The sequence below is a fragment of the Streptomyces sp. NBC_00425 genome (assembly GCF_036030735.1).
Classification (GTDB): domain Bacteria; phylum Actinomycetota; class Actinomycetes; order Streptomycetales; family Streptomycetaceae; genus Streptomyces.
This window is the reverse complement of record NZ_CP107928.1, coordinates 2,300,147-2,313,203: the sequence shown is the minus strand read 5'-3', so window position 1 is coordinate 2,313,203 and position 13,057 is coordinate 2,300,147. Positions and strand designations below refer to the sequence as shown.

At 72.5% G+C, this 13,057-nt stretch carries 16 protein-coding genes and 1 pseudogene; 14 read left to right on the top strand and 3 right to left on the bottom strand.

The genetic code is table 11. The annotated features are described in order from the left end of the window. The first annotated feature begins 7 nt into the window (after nucleotides 1-7). From OHS82_RS09665 to OHS82_RS09625, 9 genes are read left to right on the top strand one after another with little or no spacing between them, the layout of a single operon-like run. On the top strand, nucleotides 8-448 hold the full coding sequence (locus OHS82_RS09665; RefSeq protein ID WP_057582201.1) for a gas vesicle structural protein GvpA: 441 nt from the start codon (nucleotides 8-10) through the stop codon (nucleotides 446-448). Then, nucleotides 445-1,203 carry a GvpL/GvpF family gas vesicle protein gene (locus OHS82_RS09660; protein WP_057582200.1) on the top strand — a complete coding sequence of 253 codons (759 nt, stop codon included), beginning with the start codon at nucleotides 445-447 and terminating at the stop codon, nucleotides 1,201-1,203. Before OHS82_RS09665 ends, OHS82_RS09660 begins: the two co-directional genes overlap by 4 nt. Before the next feature lie 7 nt (nucleotides 1,204-1,210). Continuing rightward, entirely contained in the window at nucleotides 1,211-1,474 is a 264-nt protein-coding gene (locus tag OHS82_RS09655) for a gas vesicle protein GvpG (protein WP_057582199.1), read from the top strand. Beyond that, nucleotides 1,471-2,169: a DNA primase gene (locus tag OHS82_RS09650; protein WP_328433695.1), complete on the top strand. Its 699-nt coding sequence runs from the start codon at nucleotides 1,471-1,473 to the stop codon at nucleotides 2,167-2,169. The genes OHS82_RS09655 and OHS82_RS09650 overlap by 4 nt, the downstream gene beginning before the upstream one ends. Next, the gene (locus OHS82_RS09645; RefSeq protein WP_057582197.1) at nucleotides 2,166-3,398 is read left to right on the top strand and encodes an SRPBCC family protein; all 1,233 of its coding nucleotides are present in this window, start codon (nucleotides 2,166-2,168) and stop codon (nucleotides 3,396-3,398) included. The genes OHS82_RS09650 and OHS82_RS09645 overlap by 4 nt, the downstream gene beginning before the upstream one ends. Then, nucleotides 3,395-3,805 carry a gas vesicle protein gene (locus OHS82_RS09640; protein WP_057582196.1) on the top strand — a complete coding sequence of 137 codons (411 nt, stop codon included), beginning with the start codon at nucleotides 3,395-3,397 and terminating at the stop codon, nucleotides 3,803-3,805. The genes OHS82_RS09645 and OHS82_RS09640 overlap by 4 nt, the downstream gene beginning before the upstream one ends. Continuing rightward, complete coding sequence (locus OHS82_RS09635; RefSeq protein ID WP_328433694.1) at nucleotides 3,802-4,590, top strand: GvpL/GvpF family gas vesicle protein; 789 nt, start codon at nucleotides 3,802-3,804, stop codon at nucleotides 4,588-4,590. Before OHS82_RS09640 ends, OHS82_RS09635 begins: the two co-directional genes overlap by 4 nt. Continuing rightward, the gene (locus tag OHS82_RS09630) at nucleotides 4,587-4,775 is read left to right on the top strand and encodes a gas vesicle protein (RefSeq protein ID WP_057582194.1); all 189 of its coding nucleotides are present in this window, start codon (nucleotides 4,587-4,589) and stop codon (nucleotides 4,773-4,775) included. Before OHS82_RS09635 ends, OHS82_RS09630 begins: the two co-directional genes overlap by 4 nt. After that, nucleotides 4,772-5,056 carry a gas vesicle protein K gene (locus tag OHS82_RS09625; protein ID WP_328433693.1) on the top strand — a complete coding sequence of 95 codons (285 nt, stop codon included), beginning with the start codon at nucleotides 4,772-4,774 and terminating at the stop codon, nucleotides 5,054-5,056. The genes OHS82_RS09630 and OHS82_RS09625 overlap by 4 nt, the downstream gene beginning before the upstream one ends. A gap of 76 nt (nucleotides 5,057-5,132) precedes the next feature. On the opposite strand, the gene OHS82_RS09620 is transcribed toward OHS82_RS09625, so the two are convergent. After that, complete coding sequence (locus tag OHS82_RS09620) at nucleotides 5,133-5,954, bottom strand: class I SAM-dependent methyltransferase (protein ID WP_057582192.1); 822 nt, start codon at nucleotides 5,952-5,954, stop codon at nucleotides 5,133-5,135. Between the two features lie 162 nt (nucleotides 5,955-6,116). Here OHS82_RS09620 and OHS82_RS09615 point away from each other — a divergent pair, with 162 nt between their 5' ends. Together OHS82_RS09615 and OHS82_RS09610 are read left to right on the top strand one after the other, a co-directional pair. Next, a complete protein-coding gene (locus OHS82_RS09615) occupies nucleotides 6,117-7,736 on the top strand; it encodes an ABC-F family ATP-binding cassette domain-containing protein (RefSeq protein WP_328433692.1) in 1,620 nt (539 codons plus the stop codon). Nucleotides 7,737-7,893: 157 nt separating this feature from the next. Next, nucleotides 7,894-8,148, top strand: a pseudogene (locus OHS82_RS09610) (DUF6158 family protein); the annotation flags it as partial. A 245-nt stretch (nucleotides 8,149-8,393) separates the two neighbouring features. Here the strand turns inward: OHS82_RS09610 and OHS82_RS09605 are convergent. Both OHS82_RS09605 and OHS82_RS09600 read right to left on the bottom strand, forming a co-directional pair. Beyond that, the gene (locus OHS82_RS09605; RefSeq protein ID WP_328433691.1) at nucleotides 8,394-8,936 is read right to left on the bottom strand and encodes a type 1 glutamine amidotransferase domain-containing protein; all 543 of its coding nucleotides are present in this window, start codon (nucleotides 8,934-8,936) and stop codon (nucleotides 8,394-8,396) included. A 135-nt stretch (nucleotides 8,937-9,071) separates the two neighbouring features. Next, the gene (locus tag OHS82_RS09600; protein WP_443061831.1) at nucleotides 9,072-9,938 is read right to left on the bottom strand and encodes an NAD(P)-dependent oxidoreductase; all 867 of its coding nucleotides are present in this window, start codon (nucleotides 9,936-9,938) and stop codon (nucleotides 9,072-9,074) included. Nucleotides 9,939-10,149: 211 nt separating this feature from the next. Between OHS82_RS09600 and OHS82_RS09595 the strand changes: the two genes are divergently transcribed. From OHS82_RS09595 to OHS82_RS09585, 3 genes are all read left to right on the top strand, one after another. Then, nucleotides 10,150-10,767 carry a TetR/AcrR family transcriptional regulator gene (locus tag OHS82_RS09595; RefSeq protein ID WP_057582189.1) on the top strand — a complete coding sequence of 206 codons (618 nt, stop codon included), beginning with the start codon at nucleotides 10,150-10,152 and terminating at the stop codon, nucleotides 10,765-10,767. Between the two features lie 295 nt (nucleotides 10,768-11,062). Further along, a complete protein-coding gene (locus OHS82_RS09590) occupies nucleotides 11,063-11,665 on the top strand; it encodes a hypothetical protein (protein WP_057582188.1) in 603 nt (200 codons plus the stop codon). 186 nt (nucleotides 11,666-11,851) lie between these two features. Continuing rightward, nucleotides 11,852-12,946: a GNAT family N-acetyltransferase gene (locus OHS82_RS09585; protein WP_057582187.1), complete on the top strand. Its 1,095-nt coding sequence runs from the start codon at nucleotides 11,852-11,854 to the stop codon at nucleotides 12,944-12,946. Nucleotides 12,947-13,057: the final 111 nt, after the last annotated feature.

Sequence of the window (13,057 nt, the reverse complement as noted above, 5' to 3'; positions counted from 1 at the left end):
GGTAGACATGACCGTTGTCCCGGCACAACAGACCGGCGGGGGAGGCGGCTCCAGCGGCCTCTACGACGTGCTGGAGCTCGTCCTCGACAGGGGTCTCGTCATCGACGCGTTCGTGCGGGTGTCCCTGGTCGGCATCGAGATCCTCAAGATCGACGTCAGGGTCGTGGTGGCCAGCGTCGACACCTATCTGCGCTTCGCCGAGGCGTGCAACCGGCTCGACCTGGAGGCAGGACCGCGCAAGGACCCCGGCCTGCCCGACCTCGTCGGCGAGATGACCGAGTCCGGCGCCCGCGGCAAGTCCAAGGGAGCACTGTCGGGCGCGGCGGAGACCATCTCCGACGCGTTCAAGCAGGCCCGTGGCGACGACTCCTCCGAGGAGCGGGAACGCGAGGCCAGGCCCCGGGCCCGTAAGAGCACATCCGCGCGCCGGAAGGAGGAGCAGGAGTGAGCACGTACGTGTACGGCATCGTCGCGCGGTCGCACCCCGCCCTTCCCGACGGCCTGGCCGGTGTCGGCGAGCCGCCGCTGCCGGTGCGCGTCCTGACGGAGGGCGAGCTGGCGGCGATCGTCAGCGACGCCCCCGAGGGGCTGCGGCCCAAGCGCAGGGAGCTGCTCGCCCACCAGACCGTGCTCGCCGAGGCGGGCGCCGGCGGCTGTGTGCTGCCCATGCGGTTCGGCAGCGTCGCACCCGACGACAGCTCCGTCACCGGAGTCCTCGCCGAGCGCGCCGGGCACTACAAGGAGCGTCTGGACGTCCTCGAGGGCCGGGTGGAGTACAACGTCAAGGCCTCGCACGTCGAAGAGGCCGTGCTGCACCAGGTGATGGCCGAGAGCCCCGAACTGCGCGGTCTGGCCGAGGCCAACCGTCAGTCGGGCGGCGGCAGTTACGAGCAGCGTCTGCAGCTCGGCGAGATGGTGGCCGCAGCGGTCAAGGCCAAGGAGGCCGAGGACGCGGCGGATGTGCGGCAGCAGCTCGAGCCGCTCGCCGCGCACGTCAGCGTGGGCCCCGAGTCCACGGGCTGGCTGGTCAACCTGTCCTTCCTGGTGGACCGCGACTCGGCGGCCGGGTTCCTGGAGGCCGCGGAGGAGCTCCGCAAGGGCCGCCCGCATCTCGAGGTGCGGGTCAACGGCCCGCTGCCGCCGTACAGCTTCGTGGAGCCCGGTCCGGCCGAACCCGAACCCGCCGGCACGACCCGGGAGTAGGCGTGTCATGGGACTCATCTCAGAGGTCCTTCTTCTGCCGTTCGCCCCGGTCCGCGGCAGCGGCTGGGTGATGGGCCAGGTACTGAAGGAGGCAGAGCGGATCTATTACGACCCGAGCACCATTCGGGCCGAACTCGCCCGGCTGGAGGAGCAGTTGGACGCCGGTGAGATCACGGAGGAGGAGTTCGACCGCCAGGAGGACGAACTCCTCGACCGGATGGAGAGCGCGACGCGCAGGAGCGCGGGAACGGACGACGGGTGGGCAGGATGAACCGAATGGGATTGGGCCTCGCGGTAGGGGCCGGGTACCTCCTCGGACGTACCAGGAAGCTGAAGCTCGCTCTGGCCGTGGGCTCGATGGTCGCGGGCAAGAAGCTGAACCTCACGCCCAAGGGCATCGCCGACCTGGTCTCCCAGCAGCTGCGGGACAACCCGCAGTTCAAGGAGATCGGCGACCAGCTGCGCACCGACCTGCGCGGCGTCGGCAAGGCGGCCTCCGGGGCGATGGTCGAGCGGCAGATCGAGGCGCTGGCCGACCGTCTGCACGGCCGCACCGCGGAGGTGCGCGACCAGCTCGAGGGCGTCGTGCCGGGCAAGGACACGGACGGCGACGCGGACGACGAGGCGGACGAGGAGTACGACGAGCCTCAGGACGCCCATGCGGACGAGGACGAGGACGCTCAGGACAGCGCCGACGAGGCCGAGGACGCCGACGACGAACCGGACGACGAACAGGACGACGAGGAGGAGGCGCCGCCGAGGAGGACCGCGGCGAAGAAGGCGCCGGCCAAGAAGTCGGCGAAGAAGGCGCCCGCGAAGAAGGCGCCCGCCAGGAAGTCCCCGGCCCGCACGCCGGCCGCCAAGAAGACCGCGTCGGCCGGGAAGACGGGCGCGAGGACCGCAGCGAAGACCGCCTCGGGCACCACGTCCCGGTCCCGGCGGCCGAAGGGAGGCGGAGACCGATGACCGAGACACTCGGATCCGCCAAGTCCGCGACCTCCGCGGCTTCCGGCGCCGCGGGCGAGGCGGCCGGCGGCAACGGCGGCCCGCTCTCCGGCATCGCTCACAGCGAGGCCGCCGACCGGCTCAAGGAAGAGGTGCAGGAGTACCTCGCCGCCCAGGCCACGCGCCTGCTGACCGGCGTCGGTCACAAGCTCGGCGACACCACGTCCAAGCTCAACGACATCGCCGAGGGCAACAGCCCCGGCTTCGCCAAACTCGCCCTCGACGGCGGTAAGAAGCTCGCCGAGGGCAAGGGGCCGTTGCGCTCCGCGCTGGAACTCGGCGCCTCACGGGCCAAGGACAAGGTGACCGGCGCCTTCAAGAGCCTCGGTGGCGGCAAGGGCGGCAAGGGCAAGAAGAGCGCGGGCAAGAAGCCGACCGTGATCATGGAGACGATCGATGTCGGTGTGCCGCTGCGCACCGCCTACGACCAGTGGACGCAGTACCAGGACTTCAGCACCTTCGCCAAGGGCGTCAAGAGCGCGAACCGCGCCGACGACACCACGAGCGACTGGCAGGCGAAGGTCTTCTGGTCCAACCGCAGCTGGAAGGCGAAGACCACCGAACAGGTGCCGGACGACCGGATCGCCTGGACGTCGGAGGGCGCCAAGGGCACCACGAAGGGTGTCGTCTCCTTCCACGAGCTCGCCGAGAACCTCACCCGGATTCTGCTGATCATCGAGTACTACCCCACGGGCCTGTTCGAGAAGACCGGCAACATCTGGCGTGCCCAGGGCCGCCGTGCGCGTCTCGACCTGAAGAACTTCGCCCGCTTCATCACGATCAAGGGGGAGGCCGAGGACAGCTGGCGCGGCGAGATCCGCGACGGCGAGGTCGTCACCTCCCACGAGGACGCGATGGCCGAGGAGGAGGAGAACCGGGACGACGACGAGAACGAGGACGCCGAGGCCCGGGCCGACGACGGCGACCTCGAGGACGACGACGAGCCGCGGGATGCCGAGGACGGCCGCCTGGAGGACGATGAGGAGGACGACGAGGACGCCCCGTACGCCGAGGACGAGTACGAGGACGCCGACGAGGCCGAGGACGAGGCGTACGACGACGAGGAGCAGCCCGAAGCCGAAGAGGGCGGCGAGCCGGCGGACGCCGAGGCCGAGGACGAGTACGAGGAGTACGACGAGGAGGAGCCCGAGGACGAGGACGTGGACGACAAGCACAGGAGTCGTCGATGACCATGGCGAGCCGGATGCCGGAGCCGTACGGCCAGGGCGGCGGAGCCAACCTGGCCGACATCCTCGAGCGTGTCCTGGACAAGGGCATCGTGATCGCGGGCGACATCCGGATCAACCTGCTCGACATCGAACTGCTCACCATCAAGCTACGGCTCATCGTGGCCTCCGTCGACAAGGCCAAGGAGATGGGGATCGACTGGTGGGAGGACGACCCGGCGCTGTCCTCCGGCGCCCGCCGCAAGGAGCTCGCGCGGGAGAACGCCGAGCTGCGCGAGCGGCTGGCCCGGCTGGAGGAGCTGGCCGACCCGGAGGAGCTGGAGGAGCTGGAGCCGGCCCGTCCCCGGCAGAAACCCCGGCGGGACGCTCCGCGTGAGGCCCGTGCGAACGCCCGGAAGGAGTCCTCGTGACCGGACTGCGCTACGTGTACGCCGTCTGCCGCCCCCTCGGCGCGCCCCTGCAGACGGCCCTGTCGGGCGTTGCGGGGGATCCGCCCCGGCTGCTGGCTCACCACGGCCTGATCGCCGTGGTGAGCCATGTCCCCGAGCGTGACTTCGCGGAGGGGCCGCTCCACCGCCGGCTGGAGGACCTGGACTGGCTCACCGAGACCGCCAGGGCCCACCAGCAGGTCATCGACGCGCTGACGGCCGTCACCACGCCCCTGCCGCTGCGCCTGGCCACCGTCTTCCGGGACGACAGCGCGGTCCGCGTGATGATGGAGAAGCACGAGCAGGACTTCCTGCGCACCCTGGACCGGCTCGACGGGCGGGTCGAGTGGGGCGTGAAGGTGTACGTCGAGCCCGGGACGCGGGAGCCCGAGCCGGCAGCGGCCAAGCCCGTCTCCGGCCGTGACTACCTCCGGCAGCGGCGTACGCGGGCCCGGGCCCAGGAGGACACCTGGCAGCGGGCCGAGGAGTTCGCCGGGCGGCTGCACACGACGCTGTCCGCGCGCGCCGAGGACGCCCGGCTCCACCCGCCGCAGAACTCCGCGCTCTCCGAGGCCTCCGGGCAGAACGTGCTGAACGCCGCCTATCTGGTGCCGCGCGCACAGTCCGAGGAGTTCGTGGAGATCGTGGACCGCACGAAGGACGAGGAGCCCGGGATACGGGTGGAGCTCACCGGGCCGTGGGCGGCCTACTCCTTCGTGGACATGACCGAGGACGTCGGGGCCGGCGGGCCGGGGGAGGACGCATGACCGTCGTGGAGCGCCGCGAAGTCGCCCTCGTCGACCTGCTCGACCGGCTGCTGGCCGGCGGGGTCGTCATCACGGGCGACATCACCCTGCGCATCGCGGACGTCGATCTCGTCCGCATCGACCTCAACGCGCTGATCAGCTCAGTGAACGAGAACGTTCCGTCGCCCTGGGGGGATCTGCTGTGACGGACCGTCGCCACCGTGTCGACCTCGAGCCCGACACCGTCGAGCGCGACCTGGTCAAGCTCGTCCTGACCGTCGTGGAGCTGCTGCGCCAGCTGATGGAACGGCAGGCGGTGCGCCGCTTCGACACGGGGGACCTGAGCGAGGAGCAGGAGGAGCGCATCGGGCTCACGCTGATGCTGCTCGACGAGCGCATGACCGAACTGCGCGAGCGCTACGGACTGCAGCCCGAGGACCTCAATCTGGACCTCGGGCCGCTGGGACCGCTGCTTCCCCGGGAATGAGGGCCTGCGACCGCCGCCTCCCGGGAACGGGCGGCCGGAGGTTCAGGCGGCCCTGCGGGAACGAGCAGCCGCAGGCTCAGGCGGCCTTGCGGCAGAGGATCTCCCCGTGCAGCACGCTGAACCAGCCGTCCTCCCGCCGCCCCCACTCCCGCCAGGCCTGTGACACGGCCGCCAGCTGTTCCGCCGTGGCGTGCCCGCCGCCCGTGGCACGCTCCGCGTACGCCGAGGCGACCGTGCGGTCGGCCCACAGACCGCTCCACCAGGCCCGTTCCTCCGGCGTGCTGAAGGTCCAGGTGGCCGAGGTGGCCGTGACGTCGGCGAACCCGGCCGCCAGCGCCCAGGACTTCAGCCGGCGACCGGCGTCCGGTTCGCCGCCGTTTGCCCGGGCCACCCGGTGGTACAGGTCCAGCCAGTCGTCCATGCCGGACGAGGCCGGATACCAGGTCATCGCCGCGTAGTCCGAGTCGCGGACCGCGACGAAGCCGCCCGGCCCGGTCACGCGCAGCATCTCGCGCAGCGCCTGCACGGGGTCGCCGACGTGCTGGAGCACCTGGTGGGCGTGGACGACGCAGAACGAGTCGTCCGGGTAGGGCAGCGCGTGCACGTCGGCGACCGCGAAGTCCACGTTGGCGAGGCCCCGCCCGGCCGCCGCGGCGCGGGCCTGCTCCAGGACGCCGGGCGCGCGGTCGACGCCGGTGACGTGCCCCTCGGGGACCAGGGCGGCCAGGTCGGCGGTGATGGTGCCCGGGCCGCAGCCGATGTCGAGGATCTTCATGTGCGGCTTCAGCGAGCCGAGCAGGTAGGCGGCGGAGTTGGCCGCGGTCCGCCAGGTGTGCGACCGCAGCACCGACTCGTGGTGTCCGTGCGTGTAGACGGCGGTCTCCTGCGCTTTCGGCATGGCTGTACCCCTTCTCGACTGCTCGGCGAACCGGGTGCCCGGCATCGCCACCGTACGCCGCTGCTCGTATGGTGAGACAGCTCGTTCCACTATGTGGACGCGATGACAGGCATGGATATTCGGTTTGCCGCGGGCCGGGGGCGGCCCGCAGAATGCCTCACCATGGGACACCTGGAAGCCGCGCACCTCGAGTACTACCTCCCCGACGGGAGGGCGTTGCTCGGCGACGTGTCGTTCCGGGTGGGCGAAGGGGCCGTGGTGGCCCTGGTCGGGCCCAACGGCGCCGGCAAGACGACGCTGCTGCGGCTGATCTCGGGTGAGCTGAAACCGCACGGAGGCACGGTCACCGTCTCGGGCGGTCTGGGCGTGATGCGCCAGTTCGTGGGCTCCGTACGGGACGAGACGACCGTGCGCGACCTGCTGGTGTCCGTCGCCCCGCCCCGTATCCGCGAGGTGGCGGGCGCCGTCGACAAGGCCGAGCACGCGATCATGACCGTCGACGACGAGGCCGCTCAGCTCCAGTACGCGCAGGCTCTCTCCGACTGGGCCGAGGTGCGCGGGTACGAGGCCGAGACGCTGTGGGACATGTGCACCACGGCCGCGCTCGGCATCCCCTACGACAAGGCCCAGTTCCGTCTGGTGCGGACGCTCTCCGGGGGCGAGCAGAAGCGGCTCGTGCTGGAGGCGCTGCTGCGCGGCGGCGACGAGGTGCTGCTGCTCGACGAGCCCGACAACTACCTGGACGTGCCCGGCAAGCGGTGGCTGGAGGAACGGCTGAAGGAGACCCGCAAGACGGTCCTCTTCGTCTCCCACGACCGTGAACTCCTCTCCCGCGCCGCCGAGAAGATCGTCTCCGTCGAGCCGGGGCCGGCCGGCGCCGACGCCTGGGTGCACGGCGGCGGCTTCACCACGTACCACGAAGCCCGCCGCGAACGCTTCGCCCGCTTCGAGGAACTGCGCCGCCGGTGGGACGAGAAGCACGCCCAGCTGAAGAAGCTGGTGCTGAACCTCCGTCAGGCCGCGTCCATCAGCCATGAGTTGGCGTCCCGCTACCAGGCGGCGCAGACCCGGCTGCGCAAGTTCGAGGAGGCGGGACCGCCGCCCGAGCCGCCGCGCGAGCAGGACATCACGATGCGCCTCAAGGGCGGCCGCACCGGGGTACGGGCCGTCACCTGCAAGGGGCTCGAGCTCACCGGCCTGATGAAACCCTTCGACCTGGAGGTGTTCTACGGCGAGCGGGTCGCCGTCCTCGGCTCCAACGGCTCGGGCAAGTCGCACTTCCTGCGACTGCTCGCCGGTGACGCCGTCGCGCACACGGGGGAGTGGAAGCTCGGCGCGCGGGTGGTGCCCGGGCACTTCGCCCAGACGCACGCCCATCCCGAGCTGCTGGGCCGCACCCTCCTCGACATCCTGTGGAGCGAACACTCCCAGGACCGGGGCGCGGCCATGTCGCGGCTGCGGCGCTACGAGCTCACACAGCAGGCCGAACAGGCGTTCGACCGGCTTTCCGGCGGACAGCAGGCCCGCTTCCAGATCCTGCTGCTCGAACTGCAGGGCGTCACGGCCCTGCTCCTCGACGAGCCGACGGACAACCTCGACCTGGAGTCCGCGGAGGCCCTCCAGGAGGGTTTGGAGGCCTTCGAGGGGACCGTCCTCTCCGTCACCCACGACCGGTGGTTCGCCCGCTCCTTCGACCGGTACCTGGTCTTCGGCAGCGACGGCCGGGTCCGGGAGACCGCGGAGCCGGTGTGGGACGAACGGCGCGTGGAGCGCGCCCGGTAGTCGGCGCCGTCCCCGTGCGGCGGGGCGTGGACGTGCACGCAGGCCCGGGCGCCGGAATGTTCGTACAGTGGAGGCAGAGACACGAGCTCCCCGGTTCCCTCCCGGGTCCCGTCGCGAGGGAGTGCTGACACCACTCCCGAGCGGGTACCCGGACCGCATGGACGAACACGACGAGCGGGGCACCACGATGACCGGAGTCGACCCGGACCGGCTGGACGACCAGCAGCTGATGAAAGAGCTGGAGACGATCCACCGCACGCGCCACGACACCCTGCTGCACGGCTCGAACGACGCCCTGCGGGCCCACAACGACCGCATGGCCCAGCTGGAGGGCGAGTATCTGCGTCGCAACCCGCGCCGGTTCGTCTCCCCGGGGCGCACCCGCGACGGGGCCCGGGAACGTGGCGCCGGTGCGAACGGCGGCGCCCGTCAGACCTCGGCCGGGATCAGGGCCACCGGGGAGCCCGGCCCCGCGACCGCACCCGTCGGCAAGTGGGGCCCGGGCACGGGCAGCCCGGGCGCGAGGGGATCGGGCGAGCGGGGCGGCCCCGGCGGGGCGTGAGCCCGTACCGGGGCCGCGATCCGGGGCGGGCCCGGGGGCGTCCTGCGGGGGTGTCGCGACGTCCTGCCGGGGTCTCGCGAGGGTGTCCGGCTCGCTCAGGCCGCCTCCTGCGCGAAGACGCGCAGGTACGTCTCACAGAACGCCTCGAGGTCGTCCGGCTTGCGGCTGGTGACCAGCTTGCCGGGGCCGTTGTCGCAGATCTTCACCTGCTCGTCCACCCAGGTGCCGCCCGCGTTGCGGATGTCCGTCCGCAGGCTCGGCCACGAGGTGAGCACACGGCCCCGCACGACGTCCGCCTCGACGAGGGTCCACGGCGCGTGGCAGATCGCGGCGACCGGCCGGCCCTGGTCGAAGAAGTCCTTGACGAACGCCACGGCCCTGTCGTCGGAGCGCAGGACGTCGGGGTTCGCGACGCCGCCGGGCAGGACCAGCCCGTCGAAGGAGTCCGCGGACGCCTCGCCGACGACCTCGTCCACGCCGAACGTGTCCGCCTTGTCGAGATGGTGGAACGCCTGGACCTTGCCGGGCTCGGTCGACACCAGGACGGGCTCGTGCCCCGCGTCGACCGCGGCCTGCCAGGGATCGGTGAGCTCGACCTGCTCGACGCCCTCGGGCGCCGTCAGAAACGCGATGCGCATGGTTTCCCACGTCCTTTCCGTGTCCTTGCGGTGTGACCCTTGTTCCTCGGGTGACCACCGCGTACCCGGCGACGGGAGGCCGACACGGCCCCGCTGGGAGCCGGCTCCTCCTCCCCGCCCGCGCTCCCGGCCGGCTCACCCCCCGTGGGCGGTTGCGACGCCGGAGGCGGTCCGGGTCTCGAGCGCGTGCAGCACGGCCGCCATGTCCTCGCCGCCGTGCCCCTGCTCGACGGCCTCGCCGAACAGGGCGTGGCAGACGTCGAGGAGCGGTGAGGCCAGCCGGGTCCTTCGGGCGGCCTCGGCGATCAGCCGGTTGTTCTTCAGGACGTCGGCCGCGGCGGCCTGGACGCTGAAGTCGCGGCTCAGCAGCTTGGCCGCCTTGGTCCGGGAGACGGCGCTGGCCATCGGGCCCGCGTCCAGGACGTCCCGGAGCAGGCGTCGGTCGAGCCCGTGCCGGTCGGCGAAGTGGAACGCCTCCGTGAGGCCGGTGACCAGGGTGATCAGGAACAGGTTCACCGAGAACTTCATCAGCAGCGCCTTTGGCACCGCCCCGCAGGCGAAGGTCTCCCGGCACAGCGGGCCGAGCAGCGGCCGCACGGCCGCCACGGCGTCCGCGTCGCCCGCCAGCATCCCCACCAGTTCCCCCTGCTCGGCGGGGACGCGGGAGCCGGAGACCGGGGCCTCGACATAGCGGCCGCCCGCCGCCCGGACGTCGGCTTGCAGGCCGTCCGAGTACTCGGCCGAGGTCGTGCCCATGTGCACGACGGTGCGCCCGGTGACGCGCGCGGCGAAGTCCGCCGTCCCGCGTGCGAGCACGGCGTCGACCGCGGCCTCGTCCGCCAGCATGAGGATCACGGTCCGGGCCCGGGCGAAGACCTCGCCGGGACCCGTCGCGACCTCGGCGCCGGCGGCGCGCAGGGGGTCGCACCGGCCCGGGGTGCGGTTCCACACCACGAGAGGGGTCCCGGCGCGGGCGAGGTTGAGCGCCATGGGCTGCCCCATGACTCCGAGGCCGATGAAGCCGGCCGGACCGGCCGATCCGTCGTCGTCCACGATGCACCGCGCTTTCGGCCGGGCGGCCGGCGGACCGCTGCCGCAGGGCGCGCCGCCGCTGTAGCCGCTGACTATGACAGCGGTCATAGTAGCCGGTTCTATGACGCCGGTCATAGGGTGGAGCCGAAGCGAGTGCCGATCATGGTGTGGGAGGCGGGCGATGGCGGTGTCCGGGCGAGGACCGCGCGAGCGGATGGTCTTCAGCGCCGCCCAGCTGATCCGGCGCGACGGCGTCGCCGCGACCGGCATGCGCGAGGTCGCCGCGCACGCGGGGGCGCCCCGCGGATCGCTCCAGCACTACTTTCCCGGCGGCAAGGAGCAGCTCGTCAACGAGGCGGTGGGCTGGGCGGGCCGGTACGCGGGCAACCGGGTCGCCCGCTTCCTCGCCGCGCTGCCCGAGCCGACGCCCGGCGCCCTGTTCGCCGAGATGGTGCGGCAGTGGACGGACGAGTACGCGTCCGCCGGCTTCGGGGGAGGCTGCCCGGTGGCGGCGGCCACCGTGGACTGCGCGAGGACCGCGGCGTCCAGCCGGGACGCCGCGGCCGCCGCGTTCGCCGCCTGGACGGAGCCGGTGGCCCGCGCGCTGACGGACATGGGCGTGCCCGAACAGCGGTCCGGCGCGCTCGCCACCCTCATGATCAGCGCCCTGGAGGGCGCGCTCCTCATCGCCCGCGCCGAACAGGACGTACGGGCCCTGGAGGCCGTGACCCGAGAACTGCGCCCCCTCCTGGACGCGGCGGCCGGTCAGGGCAGGGCGACGACGCGGCACGACGACTGACGGTCGGCCGCGGGACTGCAGGGCTGGGGTTTCGGCGGGTCCGCGGGTCCGCGGGTCCGCGGGTCCGCGGGTCTGACGGGGTCCGTGTCTCTGCGGGTCCGGCGGGCTGGCAGGACGTCTGCCGGTCTGCCCGGTCTGCCCGGTCTGCCGGGCGAGGGGAGGAGTCACCTCGCCCGCCCGCACCGCTCACCTGCGGGTTCACCCGCAGACGTGACCGGTCGCCCGAACGTTCGCACCTGGCGGTTTCGCCGTTCCGGACCGCCGGCACGCGTGTCTCCTCGACCATGGACGGGACATGACCGTGCACCCGCTCCCTCTCGCCTGCCGCGGCCTTCCGCGCGCCGACGGCGTGGCCGCCACCGGAGCGCTGTCCGCCGTCGGCCTGGCCGCGACCACGACGGCCCTGGCCGCCGCCGGCTATCACCTGGTCTTCGCGCGCACGGTCTCGCTCGCCGCCTGTCCGGCGGTGGCACTGGTCTTCTTCATGTGCGCCCTGCTGCGCTCGCGTGTCTCCGGGTCCGGCGCCCTGCTGCCCGACCTCGGCGCCATGGTGTCGGCGCAGATCGCGGCCTGCTGCTGGTTCTCTTTCGCCGCCGTCGGCCCCGGCCCCGCCGGAGGGACGCTCCACGAAGCCGCGGGCGGCGCGATCCATCTGGCGATGACCCTGGTCACGGTATGCGCGCTGCGCGCCGTGGCCCGCTCGCGGTTCCCGCTCTCGGGCATGGTCCAGTCGGGTCTGCGGAGCCTCTTCCGCCGTCTGTGCGCTCTGCTGTCGGCGCGGACGTCCACGGTGCCGGCCGTGGACCCGAGCCGCTTCCCAGGCGCCCGTCCCGCCGACGAACGGTGCCTCTGCGAGGTGCTGCTCACCGGCGCGTCCGGTCGACGGGGCCCTCCCTGACGCTGCCGGACCGCCCACGCCTGCCCGCACGCCACGCGTCACCGCACGCCGTCGCGCCGTACGCCTCACCCTTGTCCCCCCCCGCAGGTCCGACCCGTCTGTCCCCCCACAGGTCCGAACGTCGCGCACCTCGCGAGGCCCCGGCGGACGACCCTCTTGCCTCGAACCAGGAACCCAGGGACCCCCATGACCACTCCACGCATCGACATCGTGCCCGCCGGCGACCTCACGCCGGGCGACCTCGCCCTCTGGAACGAACTCCGACACGCCACGGCCGGCGCACCCGCCAACCCCTTCATGAGCGCCGAGTTCACCCAGGCCATCGGCCGGGTACGCCGCGACGCCCGGGTGGCGGTGCTGCGTCGCAAGCGGCAAGCGGTCGGCTACTTCCCCTACCAGCGGGGCCGATGGGGCCACGGCCGCGCGGTCGGCCTGGGGGTGTCCGACTGCCAGGGCGCCGTCCTGCACCCCGACGACACCCACCTCGACCCGCACCACCTCATGCGCGCCTGCTCCCTGAACGCCTGGGAGTTCAACCACCTCGAGAACGGCCAGGACCTCTTCCTGCCGTACGCGACAGGCGGGTTCGCGTCCCCCGTCGTCGACCTCGCCCACGGATACGCGGCATACGAGACCCACCTGCGCGCCCACTCGCGGAGCCTGCTGAAAACGACCCGGGCCCAGGAGCGCCGGCTGGCCCGGCACCTCGGCCCGCTGCGGTTCGTCCACGGCGAACGCGACCCGGCGGCGCTGCGGACCCTCCTCGGCTGGAAGTCCGCGCACTACCGGCGCACCGGCCGCCGCGACCCCTTCACCCAGCCGTGGATCGCCCAACTCATCGCCCTGCTCGCCGACTCGGACGCACCCCACTGCTCCGGCGACCTCTCGGTGCTCTACGCAGGTGACAGGCCCGTCGCCGCCCACTTCGGCCTGCGCTCCCGCACGGTCCTCTCCTGCTGGTTCCCCTCCTACGACCGAAGCGTCGCCACCTTCTCGCCCGGCCGGATCCTCTACCTGCGCATGATCGAGGCGGCCGCCGCGTCCGGCATCCGTCTCGTCGACTTCGGCAGGGGCGAGGCCGCCTACAAGAACTCCTTCAAGACAGGCGACCTCATGGTCCACGAAGGAGCACTGCGCACGTCCGGCCCGGGCGCCGCCCTGCACTGGCTCCGCCGCGAGCCGCTGCGGGCAGCCCACCGGCTGGTGCGCGAACACCCCGCCCTCAAGGACGCGGCGGTGCGCACGCTGCGGGCCGTCGGCACGGTCCGGGGCTCCGCCTAGCGTCCTGCGGCAGCCCGGACACGACCGTACGAGCCTCGCCCGGCGCCCTGCCGCAGCCCGGACACGACCGTACGAGCCTCGTCCGGCGCCCTGCCGCAGTCGGGACACGAC

What these genes read in the sequence shown, in the direction of transcription:
- OHS82_RS09655 (WP_057582199.1), top strand. Translation starts at nt 1,211, where the DNA reads ATGGGACTCATCTCAGAGGTCCTTCTTCTGCCGTTCGCCCCGGTCCGC.
- OHS82_RS09640 (WP_057582196.1), top strand. Translation starts at nt 3,395, where the DNA reads ATGACCATGGCGAGCCGGATGCCGGAGCCGTACGGCCAGGGCGGCGGA.
- OHS82_RS09645 (WP_057582197.1), top strand. Translation starts at nt 2,166, where the DNA reads ATGACCGAGACACTCGGATCCGCCAAGTCCGCGACCTCCGCGGCTTCC.
- OHS82_RS09630 (WP_057582194.1), top strand. Translation starts at nt 4,587, where the DNA reads ATGACCGTCGTGGAGCGCCGCGAAGTCGCCCTCGTCGACCTGCTCGAC.
- OHS82_RS09590 (WP_057582188.1), top strand. Translation starts at nt 11,063, where the DNA reads ATGACCGTGCACCCGCTCCCTCTCGCCTGCCGCGGCCTTCCGCGCGCC.
- OHS82_RS09585 (WP_057582187.1), top strand. Translation starts at nt 11,852, where the DNA reads ATGACCACTCCACGCATCGACATCGTGCCCGCCGGCGACCTCACGCCG.
- OHS82_RS09600 (WP_443061831.1), bottom strand. Translation starts at nt 9,938, where the DNA reads ATGGGGCAGCCCATGGCGCTCAACCTCGCCCGCGCCGGGACCCCTCTC.
- OHS82_RS09650 (WP_328433695.1), top strand. Translation starts at nt 1,471, where the DNA reads ATGAACCGAATGGGATTGGGCCTCGCGGTAGGGGCCGGGTACCTCCTC.
- OHS82_RS09605 (WP_328433691.1), bottom strand. Translation starts at nt 8,936, where the DNA reads ATGCGCATCGCGTTTCTGACGGCGCCCGAGGGCGTCGAGCAGGTCGAG.
- OHS82_RS09620 (WP_057582192.1), bottom strand. Translation starts at nt 5,954, where the DNA reads ATGCCGAAAGCGCAGGAGACCGCCGTCTACACGCACGGACACCACGAG.
- OHS82_RS09595 (WP_057582189.1), top strand. Translation starts at nt 10,150, where the DNA reads ATGGCGGTGTCCGGGCGAGGACCGCGCGAGCGGATGGTCTTCAGCGCC.
- OHS82_RS09615 (WP_328433692.1), top strand. Translation starts at nt 6,117, where the DNA reads ATGGGACACCTGGAAGCCGCGCACCTCGAGTACTACCTCCCCGACGGG.
- OHS82_RS09665 (WP_057582201.1), top strand. Translation starts at nt 8, where the DNA reads ATGACCGTTGTCCCGGCACAACAGACCGGCGGGGGAGGCGGCTCCAGC.